The organism is Paenibacillus sp. FSL M7-1046 (assembly GCF_038007405.1).
Classification (GTDB): Bacteria; Bacillota; Bacilli; order Paenibacillales; family Paenibacillaceae; genus Paenibacillus_AQ.
On record NZ_JBBOXB010000001.1, the window covers coordinates 3,313,524 to 3,328,255 of the forward strand.

The following is a 14,732-nucleotide window of genomic DNA, read 5'->3' on the forward strand; positions in this document are numbered from 1 at the left end:
GGAGGAAGAAAGTTGAGCCTGTTTCAATATCGACTACCCGAAGTACATAACATGCTGCACAGCAAAGAGATTTCGGTCAGCGAACTGACGGAAGAATCATTGGCTGCCATTACCGAGCGTGACGGGAAGGTGCATGCATTTTTAACTTTAAATGAGGAGGGCGCGCGGCTGTCTGCACGTGCTCTGGACGACAAGCTGGCTTCCGGTGCAGCGCGCGGTTTGCTGTTTGGTCTTCCTGCAGGAATTAAAGATAATATTGTGACCAAAGGACTGCGCACGACCTGTGCCAGCCAGTTTCTGGACAATTTTCAGCCGATTTATGATGCAACAGTTGTTTCCAAACTGCGTCAGGCCGATGCTGTAACCATCGGCAAGCTGAACATGGACGAGTTCGCTATGGGCGGCTCCAATGAGAATTCTAGCTACGGGGCTGTACGTAATCCTTGGGATCTGGAACGTGTTCCCGGGGGCTCCAGCGGCGGCTCGGCAGCTGCGGTAGCTGCCGGTGAAGTCTTCTTTGCACTTGGCTCCGATACCGGCGGTTCTATCCGCCAGCCTGCCTCGTATTGCGGTGTGGTAGGACTTAAACCGACTTATGGTCTGGTTTCGCGTTACGGCCTGGTGGCATTTGCTTCTTCGCTCGATCAGATTGGTCCGCTTACCCGGACGGTGGAGGATTCCGCTTATGTGCTGCAGGCCATTGCCGGATACGACGCCCAGGATTCCACCTCGGCCAAAGTGAATATCCCCGATTACTTAAGCGCACTTACCGGTGATATTTCCGGGCTGCGCATCGCTGTGCCGAAGGAGTATATCGGAGAAGGTGTTGATGCCTCCGTCCGTGAGAGTGTGCTGTCTGCACTTAAGGTGCTGGAAGGTCTGGGTGCGGTCTGGGAAGAGGTTTCTCTTCCGCATACCGAATATGCTGTGGCGGCGTATTATTTGCTCTCTTCTTCGGAGGCGTCTTCCAACCTGGCCCGTTTTGACGGGGTGCGTTACGGTGCGCGTATAGATAACGGCGGCGGATTGCTTGATTTGTACCATAATTCCCGCAGCCACGGGTTTGGGCCGGAAGTTAAACGCCGGATTATGCTCGGCACTTATGCGCTCAGCTCCGGTTATTATGATGCTTATTACTTGAAGGCGCAGAAAGTGCGCACCTTGATCAAGCAGGATTTCGACGAAGTATTTAAAAAATATGATGTCGTCATCGGACCTACTGCGCCAACTACAGCTTTCAAGCTGGGCTCGCAGACGGAAGATCCGCTCACGATGTATTTGAATGATATTTTGACCATTCCGGTCAGTCTCGCCGGCATTCCTGCCGTCAGCATCCCTTGCGGTTTTGCCGAAGGCCTGCCTGTAGGTCTGCAAATTATCGGTAAGGAATTTGATGAGAGCACGGTACTGCGTGTTGCACACGCTTTTGAACAACATACAGATCATCATAAAGTACAGCCACAACTATAATTGCGGTCTTCGAAGCTTAGGCTCACAAAACTTTTAAGGGATGAGATCATTTATGTCTAAATACGAAACGGTCATCGGGCTGGAAGTTCATGTGGAGCTTCATACCAAGTCCAAAATCTTTTGCGGCTGCTCCACAGAATTTGGCGCTCCGCCCAATACGCACACCTGTCCCGTCTGTCTTGGTCATCCCGGCGTGCTGCCGGTGTTGAACCGCCAGGCGGTGGAATATGCGATGAAAGCAGCCATGGCGCTGAACTGCACCATCGGCGATGTCAGCAAGTTCGACCGCAAGAACTATTTTTACCCCGATTCGCCCAAAGCGTATCAGATCTCGCAATATGACCAGCCGATCGGTCTGAACGGCTGGATCGATATCGAAGTGAACGGTGAAACCAAACGGATCGGTATCACCCGCCTGCACCTGGAGGAAGATGCGGGCAAGCTGACTCATGTAGACGGCGGATTTGCTTCCCTCGTCGATTTCAACCGGGTAGGCACACCGCTGATCGAAATTGTCTCTGAACCGGATCTGCGCTCTCCTGAAGAGGCGCGCGCTTATCTGGAGAAGATTCGGGCCATTATGCAATATTGTGACGTATCCGATGTGAAGATGGAAGAAGGCTCCATGCGCTGCGACGCGAACATAAGCCTGCGGCCGGCAGGTCAGGAAGAGTTCGGCATCCGTGCGGAGCTTAAGAACATGAACTCCTTCCGGGGTGTGCTGCGCGGTCTGGAGTACGAGCAATTCCGCCAAGGGGAAATCCTGGATGATGGCGGTATCGTCGTGCAGGAGACCCGCCGCTGGGATGAAGCGCAGGGCAAGACGTTATCCATGCGCGGCAAGGAAGAAGCTCACGATTACCGCTACTTTCCAGATCCGGATCTCATTGTCCTGCATATTGATGATGCTTGGAAAGAGTCCATCCGGGCTACGATTCCGGAGCTCCCGGATGCCCTCCAGCTGCGGTACAGTGAGGAATATGGCCTTACCGCTTATGATGCGGGTGTGCTGACCTCCTCGAAACCGCTGGCCGATTTCTTTGAAGGCTGCCTTGCGTACACAAAGGATGCCAAGGCTGTGGCCAACTGGATGATGGGCGATTTGCTGGGTTATCTGAACGGCAGCAATCTGGAATTGTCCCAGGTGAAGATTACGCCGCAGGGTCTGGGTGAAATGATCGGCCTGATTTCAGGCGGAACGATCAGCAGCAAGATTGCCAAGACCGTCTTCAAGGAAATGCTGGAAAGCGGAAAGCTGCCGGGTGCAATCGTTGAGGAGAAGGGACTTGTCCAGATCAGCGACGAAGGCGCAATCAAAAAAATCGTTGAGGATGTAGTGGCTGCAAATCCGCAATCGGTGGAGGATTACAAGGCTGGCAAGCAGAAGGCAATCGGATTCCTGGTAGGTCAGGTTATGAAAGAAAGCAAAGGCAAAGCCAACCCGGGTCTGGTAAATACATTGCTGGCTGAAGTTTTGAACAGCTAGATCCCGCTTTTGGGTAATAGTAGACTATAGGATTATTAGCTCAGGGCTTGTCGGCAACGGCAGGCCCTAAGCGGCATATAAGGGGACTGTGCGGATGAACACAATTATCAAGCTTGATCTGCAGGATGAGATCATTCTTAGTGAGCTATGGAGCCTTCAGCATAAAGCTTACCGGCTGGAAGCGGAGATGATCGGATTCCATGAAATCCCGCCATTGCTGGAGACCAGAGATATGCTGAGCCAGTCTCAGGAGGATTTCTACGGCCGTTTCGACAGCAGCGGGGATCTGATGGGGGCTGTTGCCGTGCTGGAAGAGTCACCGGGCAAGCTGACTGTGACCCGAATGATGGTGAGTCCTGAGTATTTCCGCCAAGGGGTGGCCGGAAGCCTGCTGGAATTTATCTTTGCCCATTATCCGGGAATGGAGCGGTTTATTGTATCTACAGGGAAGCTCAATATTCCTGCGGTTACACTGTATACCAAACATGGCTTTATTCCAGCCGGACTAGAGGAAGTAGCACCGGGTGTGGAACTGATTGAATTTTATCGGAGTGGTATGCTTTGAAAGTAATACAATTCTTTATGGAAGGAGGAGCCCGAAATGAGTCCTGAACAGAAAGATGATTCCGCCAAGCTCCCGACAGAGGAAGGAATATATGATACAACTGCACAGGAGCAAGATGACGGGATAGAGCAGAAGAAGCCCTCAATCCCGCCCCGTCCAAAACGCCGTCCCCATCGTAAACGCAAATTTATTGCCGGACTGCTGTCCGCAATAATTCCGGGGACGGGACATCTATATTTCGGGCTTCTCCGCAAAGGGATTTCTTTCATCTTTCTTATCCTGCTTGATATTGCGGCGCTGCTGTATTTTTCGTCCATCGGTATGCAGATCAACGTTCCGCTGCTGATTTTGCTGGCCCTGATGATTCCGGTGCTGTATTTCTACAATGTGTTTGATGCCCTGCAGTCTGCTGACCGGATTTTGCGCTTTCCCGGGGAAGAGGACACTGAAACGCCAACCCCTTCAAAATATGTCAAACGCCGTACCCTGGTGAGTGAGCCGGGAATCTCGTTTGGCCTGATGCTGCTCTTTGGCGGAGTGCTGCTGTTCCTGTTCCGGCAGAAGCCGGCCTGGCTGCAAATGTTCATTCAGGATTATGCGGGAACGGTAATTGCCGCGGTGCTGATCGTCGGCGGTTTTTTACTGGGAGTCCGTGAGGTTGCGAAGGGATTATCCAGGAGCAGAGGCAATGAGCGGCGCATCCGCCGTGTCGGCAGATATACGGCTGCAGTCCTGCTTGCCAGTGTCGGCGTTCTTTTGCTGATGGATGCAAGAGATGGAACACATAATATGCTGCTGCTGTTAAAATGGTGGCCCGTTATACCGGTGCTGTGGGGTGCTGAATACCTGCTCATTTACTTTTTCTCAGGCCGCAGAGGTCAGACTGCCTATGGTTCAAGAGCCCGGATGGATTTGCGCGGGCTGTTCTCATCCGTTATTTTGGCCGCCAGTGTATTTATCGTGGCAGAGCAGGAGCATTATTTGCATTTATGGAACCGGGTCAGCCTTAACCTTACCGCTGCAGCAGTGGATTACGGCGAAGCCAAGGGCAGCCATTTTCAAAAGCCCCCATTAATCGTACCGGTTGAGCTGGGCACCTCCAAACTAACTGTTGATGCCATCAACGGCGACATTATGATCCACCGAGCCCCGGTAGAGGATATTGAAATCACGGCTACAGTATGGGTGGATCAGCTTGATGGTGCAGTGGCAGAGGCGATATCGGAGCAGTCCTTTGTGGAGGTCATTGAGGGTTCTAACATCAAAGTCACCCCAAAAACTAAGACTTATGGAGACTCCGGGAAACGCCAGCCGCGCATGGATCTTGACATTTCGCTTCCGGAGGACCGCCGCTTTAATCTGGAGGTGCGGACGATGAATGGCGGAATTACGCTGCAGAATGTGGAAGCCATTGAGGATATCTCTCTGGAGACCGGCAACGGCGCGATTGTTCTATACCGCATATACGGAAATGTAAAAGGAAAGACACTAAACGGGGAAGCTCGCGCCAGAACGGTTCAAGGGGACGTTGAGATGTCAACGAGCGGCGGAAATATGGCGGCTTGGGATGTTACAGGGGCATTGAAGCTGTCGACCGCTGTAGGCAATATAACGGCATCCGGCAACGGTGGCGAAGTGGATCTGTCCAGCAAGAATGGCAATCTGGCAATTGACGGTGCGATGACTAAACTGCATGCTGAATCCCTAAATGGCAAAATTAATGCCCGATCGGAGTTCGTCGGCGGTGACTGGGATATTTACAGCGCAGTTGGCGACATTGATCTTTACGTGCCTTTATTCGGCGATTATAAGGTGGATGGATCCAGCGGTTATGGAGATATCGACACCGACCTGCCAGAGCTGACTATCGACAAAAAGACAATTTCCGGCAAAATCGGCAATGGCGAGTTCAAACTGCGCGTAGAAGGAAACAGCAACCTAAATGTGAGGAAATATTGAAAAAAGTAATTTTTATTATATAATAATGAATATAATGTATCGACTCCGTTGACAACATCGAAAGTCCGGTCTTACAATTACTTTATAGCTTTATTATGTTTTTATTTTAAAGGCGGTGGAATTGATGGGTAGTGGCGTACAGCATGCATTGGAACAACTGAAGACTACCGGTGTCCGTATTACGCCTCAGCGTCATGCGATTCTTACGTATCTGATGGAAGCGTTGAATCATCCTACGGCAGACGATATTTACCGTGCGCTTGAGCCGCAGTTTCCGAGCATGAGTGTGGCAACTGTATACAACAATCTAAAGATGTTCATGGAAGCCGGTATGGTTCGCGAGTTGACTTATGGTGACAATTCAAGCCGTTTTGATGCAAATGTATCCGATCATTATCATGTCATCTGCCAGGTGTGCGGGAAGATCGAAGATTTCAGCTACGCCTCGCTGCATGAAGTGGAGCAGGCTGCCGAACAGGCTACAGAGTTTAAAATCCATGGTTTGCGGATGGAATTGTACGGTGTATGCAAATGCTGCAGCGACAAGAAGCATTGAGATAACAGATTAGAATAACATTATGGGTATAATCGACTGCGATGTTTCGGACTGCAGGAGATTTGCCGGTTTTTCCAAAACGTGCGGAATCCGGAAGCGGAGGCTGCACGTTTTTTTGATAATTCTGCTATGGCTTACTTAATCTATGAATAACTTCCAGTAGATTTTCGCAACCAAAGAGACTCACATAGCGTATACTTAAGATTGGTTATACGCGCACTCAAAAATTAACTAAATATGTGGAGGATACATTTTGGACAGAAGACAGAGACAAAGACGCACCAAGAAGCGTGGAGGTCTTTTTCGCCGTTTATTAGGGCTCGTCATAATAGCCGCCGCTGCTTACTGGATTGTATTTTATGTACTGCCGAATCGGCAGCATATTGATCCTGACTGGAAAGGGATGGAACACCCCATTTTTGTCAAAGGAGAGTTTACAGGTTTTAACGCTAACGGTACAGGAGAGAGTCTGCTGCTGCCGCTGCCGCTTTTGCAGAAGTATGTGGATTCTTCCATTCGTTATGAAGAGGAGAGCAAATCAGCCATTCTTTCAACTGAGAGCGAACTTCTATATATGCAAGAGAATTCAACCTCCGCCAGCCTGAACAACCAGCCGATTCAGCTTCGGCTTGCTCCTGAAGAAAAGGATGGAGTGACCTATCTTCCGGCCGACACCCTCGAAGATCTATATGGTTTTGAGGTAGAAGAGGATAGTGATACCGGAGCTGTACTGCTGATGACTGCCGGGGAGACGGTTCCGCTGGGCAAAGTGAAGGGTGAGGAAGGCGACAGAACGAAGGCACTGCGCAGCGAGGCGTCGATTCATGCCCCCATTATCGCGGATATGCCTCCGGGAGCCGTGGTGAGAATCTGGAAGGCTGACAACCCGGACTGGCTGTATGTGCAGCTGAGCAGTGGTTACACGGGATATGCCAAAGCCGGTGACATTCTGTCAGACGGGCAAAAAACTGTAGAAGAAAAAACTTCCACACCGTCGAGAGCAGAACGCAACTGGAAGGGCAAGCCGGTAAATCTGTTCTGGGAAGCAGTATACGAGCGTAAACCGGATCCGGCTAAGTTCGGTGAATTGCCCGGAGTCAATGTGGTCAGCCCTACGTGGTTTGAGATTGTAGACGTGCAGGGCAATGTGCGCAGTAAAGCGGACAAGGCTTACGTGCAGTGGGCGCACAAGCAGGACATGGAAGTCTGGGCTCTGCTCAGCAACAGCTTTGATGCCGATCTGACGACTGAGGCCTTAGCGAGCTATGAGAAGCGGATGAATACGATCGTACAAATGCTGGAGTTTGCTGATTTATATGATCTGGATGGTATCAATATCGACTTTGAGAATGTATACACCAAAGACGGTGAGAATGTTACGCAGTTTATGCGGGAGCTGAAGCCAATGGCTCAAGCCAAAAATCTCATTGTCTCCATTGATGTGACGCCTAAATCAAAGAGTGAAATGTGGTCTTTGTTTCTGGACCGGCGTGCACTCGGTACAGTCGTTGATTTCATGATGGTCATGGCGTACGATGAGCACTGGGCATCCAGTCCAAAGTCGGGCTCTGTGTCCTCGCTGCCTTGGGTGGAGAGCTCCATCAGCCGCATTATCGAGGAAGACGAGGTGCCTGCCGAGAAATTGATTCTCGGTGTGCCGCTGTATACCCGTATCTGGTCGGAAACAACAGAAAAGGGTAAAACCAAGGTGAGCTCCAAGGCCGTGAGCATGAATGCGGTTCAGGAGATTCTTACTGAGAAGAAGCTGACACCAAAGCTTGATAAGGATGCGGGACAGAATTACGTTGAGTACAAGGAAGACGGAATTCTCCGCAAAATATGGATAGAGGATAAGCTTTCACTACAAGGGAGAGTTAAACTTGCCAAATCGTTTGGACTTGGCGGAGTGGCCTCCTGGACACGCAGCCTGGGCAATCAGGAAGCCTGGGAGACCCTGCAAACAATTCATCAATAATATATTCTGTCAGTAAGATAACAAAGGGGCTCCCCGTCTGGGAGCCCCTTGTTTGTATGATTCATTCATTGGCTGTCGTTATTGCTTGAGTTGCTGAGTTTCGAGCTGCTCTGCAGTTATCGTAGCCTGCTCCGGATCCCTTGTCAGAAGGGTATGGCAGAACATGCAGCGGTCTGTTTTCCCGAGCATCTTGGTCAGTTTGTGGCATTCCGGACATTCCAGCTGGACTGCGCTGGTCGATAGCATGCCTGCCCAGAAGTAGATGGCGAGACTTGCCATCATGGAGATCAGGCCGATGACCAGACCGATTGCAGCGAATACTTTGCCTGCAGATCCCCAGAATACGATGCCTGCCGTTCCCAGAATCATGAGTCCCATTCCGAGCATGGTGAGCAGCAGTCCCCAGGTGCGAAAAGCATTGATTTTAGCCGATTTTAGCTTCATGAGTATTTACTCCTAACTAAAATATAGTTCGGTCGTCCAGGAGGAACTGATATGAATATGTAGAATATTATTATTTAAGAGGATTATAACTGACTGGACGCAAAATCGCCAAATTTGATGGAGGGAAGTATGGAACTATCCAATTTGACCCTGTTGAGTGGAGAAACGTTTGATGAGAATGTTCTGGGAGCTGTCACTTTGAGGCGGAAGGGTAATGCTCCGTTTCAGAGTGCGCTTCTTCATGACTTCGATATGGTAGTGCTGATGCTGCATGAAGATGAAGAGAAAGAACGCACTATAACCCATACCATTGCCGGTGACCGGCGCACGCAGTCTGTGCATGTAGGCTTATCTGCCTTGGAGCGGGCTGTAATGGCGGGTGATAACAATGAACTTCTTACCAGCTTAATTGCTGGAGATGTGATTTGGGACCCTAAGGGAATATTAGGGGATATGCGCAGGGAGATCATGCAATTCCAGGGCACGCTAAGAGAGCGGGTACTGTTTATGGAATTTGCCCGCTTTCTGCATATGTATGTTAAATCCAAACGATATCTGGAAGCAAACTGTACCATGGATGCCTACAACTGTGTTTTGATTGCTTTGTATCATTGGGCGCGGATTGAAGTCAGTGAAGCGGGTTTTTTTTCCGACCCTGCAGTATGGGAACAAGTCAAGAGTCTAAACACCCCTGTTCACAAGCTGTATGAAGAGCTTACGGTGAGTACCGAAACTCTGGATCAACGAGTCGAACTGATTCTGCTTGCTTGTGAATTTGCCCTAATGTCGAAGATGTCTGATTGTTGCGGATTGCTTTTGAATATCTTGGGCAGCCGAAAGGAATCATGGAGTATCAAAGAATTACTGCAGCATTCGGGCCTCAGCCAATTGGAAGCTGAACTGCCGCTTGTATTGCGCAAGCTTGTTTCCCGTTCACTAATAAGAGAGATTACTTCCTGGGCGGATGATGCCGGTGACGGTCATGCGGTGCGTTACACCCGGTAAAGATAAAGAGCAGGATAGAGTGGCTATCCATAACGGGATTTTCCACTCGACCAAAGAGCATATGCTGTAGGATAGGGAGAGGCCGGGCGCTCTCTTTTTTTATTTGTACAGTTTCTGAATGAGAAGATAAACGCAGGGAATATTTATAGTTGACTCTTATGTTAATGGTGTGTTAAATTATAACTCGGCCCTCAGACACAATGACAAGCTGCAAAGCAAGCGTAAATCAACCGAAAAAAGAAATTAAAAAAAAGGTTGACTAAAACGAGGTCGCCGTGATATATTATAAAGGTCGCTGCTGACAAGCGCCGACAACAAAAAACAAGAACTTGATCTTTGAAAACTGAACAACGAGTGAGTATGGAAATCACGCAAGTGAGATCCAAAACTGATGAGTTTCACAGCGTATTTATACGCTTTAGAAATTTCATCGTGAGAATGTAAATTCTCGTCAGATGTTTCAAAATGAGCAATCGCTCTTTCTAAATACCAATTTGGAGAGTTTGATCCTGGCTCAGGACGAACGCTGGCGGCGTGCCTAATACATGCAAGTCGAGCGGAGTTATGAAGGAGCTTGCTCCGGATTAACTTAGCGGCGGACGGGTGAGTAACACGTAGGCAACCTACCTCTTTGACTGGGATAACTACCGGAAACGGTAGCTAATACCGGATAATTCCTTTGTTCACATGGACGGAGGATGAAAGGCGGAGCAATCTGCTACAAGGAGATGGGCCTGCGGCGCATTAGCTAGTTGGTGGGGTAACGGCTCACCAAGGCGACGATGCGTAGCCGACCTGAGAGGGTGAACGGCCACACTGGGACTGAGACACGGCCCAGACTCCTACGGGAGGCAGCAGTAGGGAATCTTCCGCAATGGGCGAAAGCCTGACGGAGCAACGCCGCGTGAGTGATGAAGGTTTTCGGATCGTAAAGCTCTGTTGCCAGGGAAGAACGTCCGGTAGAGTAACTGCTACCGGAGTGACGGTACCTGAGAAGAAAGCCCCGGCTAACTACGTGCCAGCAGCCGCGGTAATACGTAGGGGGCAAGCGTTGTCCGGAATTATTGGGCGTAAAGCGCGCGCAGGCGGCTATTTAAGTCTGGTGTTTAAACCTTGGGCTCAACCTGAGGTCGCACTGGAAACTGGGTGGCTTGAGTACAGAAGAGGAAAGTGGAATTCCACGTGTAGCGGTGAAATGCGTAGATATGTGGAGGAACACCAGTGGCGAAGGCGACTTTCTGGGCTGTAACTGACGCTGAGGCGCGAAAGCGTGGGGAGCAAACAGGATTAGATACCCTGGTAGTCCACGCCGTAAACGATGAGTGCTAGGTGTTAGGGGTTTCGATACCCTTGGTGCCGAAGTTAACACAGTAAGCACTCCGCCTGGGGAGTACGGTCGCAAGACTGAAACTCAAAGGAATTGACGGGGACCCGCACAAGCAGTGGAGTATGTGGTTTAATTCGAAGCAACGCGAAGAACCTTACCAGGTCTTGACATCCCTCTGAATCCACTAGAGATAGTGGCGGCCTTCGGGACAGAGGAGACAGGTGGTGCATGGTTGTCGTCAGCTCGTGTCGTGAGATGTTGGGTTAAGTCCCGCAACGAGCGCAACCCTTGACTTTAGTTGCCAGCAGGTCGAGCTGGGCACTCTAGAGTGACTGCCGGTGACAAACCGGAGGAAGGTGGGGATGACGTCAAATCATCATGCCCCTTATGACCTGGGCTACACACGTACTACAATGGCCGGTACAACGGGAAGCGAAGCCGCGAGGTGGAGCCAATCCCAGCAAAGCCGGTCTCAGTTCGGATTGCAGGCTGCAACTCGCCTGCATGAAGTCGGAATTGCTAGTAATCGCGGATCAGCATGCCGCGGTGAATACGTTCCCGGGTCTTGTACACACCGCCCGTCACACCACGAGAGTTTACAACACCCGAAGTCGGTGGGGTAACCCGCAAGGGAGCCAGCCGCCGAAGGTGGGGTAGATGATTGGGGTGAAGTCGTAACAAGGTAGCCGTATCGGAAGGTGCGGCTGGATCACCTCCTTTCTATGGAGAATCGTCACCTGCAACGGTGACATTCAAATCGGAAGCTTAGCTTCCAAAACTCAGGTTTAGGCCTGTTACTCACTCGTTGGTCAGTTTTGAGAGTTTAAGCTCTCAAGTAGTACCTTGATCCTTGAAAACTGGATACCGAAACGAATTTGCGTTTTAGAACATCTTTTAGCTGAAACTTGTGTGAACAAGTTTTAATTAATAGTGATGCTAGCGGTTTTCCTTCTGGAAAAACGCATTGGTTAAGCTAATAAGAGCACACGGAGGATGCCTAGGCGCCAGGAGCCGACGAAGGACGTGGCGAACAACGAAACTGCCTCGGGGAGCTGTAAGCAAGCTTTGATCCGGGGGTGTCCGAATGGGGAAACCCAGCTGTGGTAATTCGCAGTTACTTCTCTCTGAATACATAGGGGAGATAGAGGCAGACCAGGGGAACTGAAACATCTAAGTACCCTGAGGAAGAGAAAACAATAGTGATTCCGTCAGTAGCGGCGAGCGAACGCGGAACAGCCTAAACCAAGGGGCTTGCCCCTTGGGGTTGTGGGACGTCTCACATGGAGTTACAAAGGAATATGGTAGGCGAAGAGGTCTGGAAAGGCCCGCGATAGAGGTAAAAGCCCTGTAGCCTAAACTGTGTTCTCTCCGAGACGGATCCCGAGTAGTGCGGGGCACGTGAAACCCCGTATGAATCCAGCAGGACCATCTGCTAAGGCTAAATACTACCTGGCGACCGATAGTGAAACAGTACCGTGAGGGAAAGGTGAAAAGCACCCCGGAAGGGGAGTGAAATAGAACCTGAAACCGTGTGCTTACAAAAAGTCAGAGCCCTATTCATGGGTGATGGCGTGCCTTTTGTAGAATGAACCGGCGAGTTACGTTTAACATGCAAGGTTAAGGTGAGAAGCCGGAGCCGCAGCGAAAGCGAGTCTGAATAGGGCGATTTAGTATGTGGACGTAGACCCGAAACCGTGTGATCTACCCCTGTCCAGGGTGAAGGTGCGGTAACACGCACTGGAGGCCCGAACCCACGTATGTTGAAAAATGCGGGGATGAGGTGGGGGTAGCGGAGAAATTCCAATCGAACTCGGAGATAGCTGGTTCTCCCCGAAATAGCTTTAGGGCTAGCCTCGGTGAATGGAGTGGTGGAGGTAGAGCACTGATTGGGTGCGGGGCCCGCAAGGGTTACCAAGCTCAGTCAAACTCCGAATGCCATTAACTTCTTGCCGGGAGTCAGACAGTGAGTGCTAAGATCCATTGTCAAAAGGGAAACAGCCCAGACCATCAGCTAAGGTCCCCAAGTGTGTGTTAAGTGGGAAAGGATGTGGAGTTGCACAGACAACCAGGATGTTGGCTTAGAAGCAGCCACCATTGAAAGAGTGCGTAATAGCTCACTGGTCGAGTGACTCTGCGCCGAAAATGTAACGGGGCTAAACACACCACCGAAGCTATGGCTAGATGCTTTGCATCTGGGGTAGGGGAGCGTTGTATGCAGGTTGAAGGTGTACCGTAAGGAGCGCTGGACAGCATACAAGTGAGAATGCCGGTATGAGTAACGAAAAGATCAGTGAGAATCTGATCCGCCGAAAGCCCAAGGTTTCCTGAGGAAGGCTCGTCCGCTCAGGGTAAGTCGGGACCTAAGGCGAGGCCGAAAGGCGTAGTCGAAGGACAACAGTTTGAAATTACTGTACCACCGTAATCCGCTATGAGCGATGGGGTGACGCAGGAGGGTAGTGACGCGGACTGATGGATGTCCGTCTAAGCAGTGAGGCTGGTGTGTAGGCAAATCCGCACACCATTAAGGCTGGGCTGTGATGGGGAGCGAAAATTATAGTAGCGAAGGTCATGATCTCACACTGCCAAGAAAAGCCTCTAGTCAGGAGAAGGTGCCCGTACCGCAAACCGACACAGGTAGGCGAGAAGAGAATTCTAAGGCGCGCGGAAGAACTCTCGTTAAGGAACTCGGCAAAATGACCCCGTAACTTCGGGAGAAGGGGTGCCTCGGTAGGGTGAATAGCCCGAGGGGGCCGCAGTGAAAAGGCCCAAGCGACTGTTTAGCAAAAACACAGGTCTGTGCGAAGCCGCAAGGCGAAGTATACGGGCTGACGCCTGCCCGGTGCTGGAAGGTTAAGGGGAGCGGTTAGGAGCAATCCGAAGCTGTGAACCGAAGCCCCAGTAAACGGCGGCCGTAACTATAACGGTCCTAAGGTAGCGAAATTCCTTGTCAGGTAAATTCTGACCCGCACGAATGGCGTAACGACTTGGGCGCTGTCTCAACGAGAGATCCGGTGAAATTTTAATACCTGTGAAGATGCAGGTTACCCGCGACAAGACGGAAAGACCCCATGGAGCTTTACTGCAGCTTGATATTGAATTTGGGTACGATCTGTACAGGATAGGTGGGAGCCGTAGAGGCAGGAGCGCAAGCTTCTGCGGAGGCGCCGTTGGGATACCACCCTGATCGTATCTAGGTTCTAACCTGGTACCCTAAACGGGTACGGGGACCGTGTCAGGCGGGCAGTTTGACTGGGGCGGTCGCCTCCTAAAGAGTAACGGAGGCGTTCAAAGGTTCCCTCAGAATGGTTGGAAATCATTCGAAGAGTGCAAAGGCATAAGGGAGCTTGACTGCGAGACCAACAAGTCGAGCAGGGACGAAAGTCGGACTTAGTGATCCGGTGGTACCGCATGGAAGGGCCATCGCTCAACGGATAAAAGCTACCCTGGGGATAACAGGCTTATCTCCCCCAAGAGTCCACATCGACGGGGAGGTTTGGCACCTCGATGTCGGCTCATCGCATCCTGGGGCTGAAGTAGGTCCCAAGGGTTGGGCTGTTCGCCCATTAAAGCGGTACGCGAGCTGGGTTCAGAACGTCGTGAGACAGTTCGGTCCCTATCTGTCGTGGGCGCAGGAAATTTGAGAGGAGCTGTCCTTAGTACGAGAGGACCGGGATGGACGTACCGCTGGTGCATCAGTTGTTCCGCCAGGAGCATGGCTGAGTAGCTACGTACGGACGGGATAAGCGCTGAAAGCATCTAAGCGTGAAGCCCCCCTCAAGATGAGATTTCCCAATTAGTAAGACCCCTTGAAGACGACGAGGTAGATAGGTTGGAGGTGGAAGTGCAGCAATGCATGGAGCTGACCAATACTAATCGGTCGAGGGCTTATCCAACAAGTAAGACGCAGATTCGTTTCGGATTCAGTTTTCAGGCGATCAAGCCTGA

General features: G+C 50.9%; 8 protein-coding genes and 2 rRNA genes. 9 read left to right on the forward strand and 1 reads right to left on the reverse strand.

Going from position 1 to position 14,732, the window contains the following annotated elements:
* The first annotated feature begins 12 nt into the window (after positions 1-12).
* From gatA to NYE29_RS14610, 6 genes are all read left to right on the forward strand, one after another.
* The gene (gene gatA, locus NYE29_RS14585) at positions 13-1,470 is read left to right on the forward strand and encodes an Asp-tRNA(Asn)/Glu-tRNA(Gln) amidotransferase subunit GatA (RefSeq protein ID WP_076113354.1); all 1,458 of its coding nucleotides are present in this window, start codon (positions 13-15) and stop codon (positions 1,468-1,470) included.
* A 40-nt stretch (positions 1,471-1,510) separates the two neighbouring features.
* The gene (gene gatB / locus NYE29_RS14590) at positions 1,511-2,956 is read left to right on the forward strand and encodes an Asp-tRNA(Asn)/Glu-tRNA(Gln) amidotransferase subunit GatB (protein ID WP_038596532.1); all 1,446 of its coding nucleotides are present in this window, start codon (positions 1,511-1,513) and stop codon (positions 2,954-2,956) included.
* Positions 2,957-3,050: 94 nt separating this feature from the next.
* Complete coding sequence (locus tag NYE29_RS14595) at positions 3,051-3,521, forward strand: GNAT family N-acetyltransferase (protein ID WP_076113355.1); 471 nt, start codon at positions 3,051-3,053, stop codon at positions 3,519-3,521.
* Between the two features lie 36 nt (positions 3,522-3,557).
* Positions 3,558-5,480, forward strand: a complete 1,923-nt coding sequence (locus NYE29_RS14600) for a DUF4097 family beta strand repeat-containing protein (RefSeq protein WP_256718225.1) — start codon at positions 3,558-3,560, stop codon at positions 5,478-5,480.
* A gap of 124 nt (positions 5,481-5,604) precedes the next feature.
* Positions 5,605-6,036 carry a Fur family transcriptional regulator gene (locus tag NYE29_RS14605; RefSeq protein WP_038596527.1) on the forward strand — a complete coding sequence of 144 codons (432 nt, stop codon included), beginning with the start codon at positions 5,605-5,607 and terminating at the stop codon, positions 6,034-6,036.
* A 253-nt stretch (positions 6,037-6,289) separates the two neighbouring features.
* The gene (locus NYE29_RS14610; protein WP_340896513.1) at positions 6,290-8,011 is read left to right on the forward strand and encodes a glycosyl hydrolase family 18 protein; all 1,722 of its coding nucleotides are present in this window, start codon (positions 6,290-6,292) and stop codon (positions 8,009-8,011) included.
* A gap of 78 nt (positions 8,012-8,089) precedes the next feature.
* Here NYE29_RS14610 and NYE29_RS14615 read toward each other — a convergent pair whose 3' ends face one another.
* Complete coding sequence (locus tag NYE29_RS14615) at positions 8,090-8,455, reverse strand: DUF2614 family zinc ribbon-containing protein (protein WP_076113357.1); 366 nt, start codon at positions 8,453-8,455, stop codon at positions 8,090-8,092.
* 129 nt (positions 8,456-8,584) lie between these two features.
* Between NYE29_RS14615 and NYE29_RS14620 the strand changes: the two genes are divergently transcribed.
* From NYE29_RS14620 to NYE29_RS14630, 3 genes are all read left to right on the forward strand, one after another.
* Positions 8,585-9,460, forward strand: a complete 876-nt coding sequence (locus tag NYE29_RS14620) for a nucleotidyltransferase-like protein (protein ID WP_340896514.1) — start codon at positions 8,585-8,587, stop codon at positions 9,458-9,460.
* A 491-nt stretch (positions 9,461-9,951) separates the two neighbouring features.
* Positions 9,952-11,507 (forward strand): 16S ribosomal RNA (locus tag NYE29_RS14625).
* A gap of 246 nt (positions 11,508-11,753) precedes the next feature.
* Positions 11,754-14,680 (forward strand): 23S ribosomal RNA (locus tag NYE29_RS14630).
* The 16S and 23S rRNA genes sit together here, the layout of an rRNA operon.
* The last annotated feature ends 52 nt before the right edge of the window (positions 14,681-14,732 follow it).

What these genes read in the sequence shown, in the direction of transcription:
- NYE29_RS14600 (WP_256718225.1), top strand. Translation starts at nt 3,558, where the DNA reads ATGAGTCCTGAACAGAAAGATGATTCCGCCAAGCTCCCGACAGAGGAA.
- NYE29_RS14605 (WP_038596527.1), top strand. Translation starts at nt 5,605, where the DNA reads ATGGGTAGTGGCGTACAGCATGCATTGGAACAACTGAAGACTACCGGT.
- NYE29_RS14620 (WP_340896514.1), top strand. Translation starts at nt 8,585, where the DNA reads ATGGAACTATCCAATTTGACCCTGTTGAGTGGAGAAACGTTTGATGAG.
- NYE29_RS14595 (WP_076113355.1), top strand. Translation starts at nt 3,051, where the DNA reads ATGAACACAATTATCAAGCTTGATCTGCAGGATGAGATCATTCTTAGT.
- NYE29_RS14615 (WP_076113357.1), bottom strand. Translation starts at nt 8,455, where the DNA reads ATGAAGCTAAAATCGGCTAAAATCAATGCTTTTCGCACCTGGGGACTG.
- gatB (WP_038596532.1), top strand. Translation starts at nt 1,511, where the DNA reads ATGAGATCATTTATGTCTAAATACGAAACGGTCATCGGGCTGGAAGTT.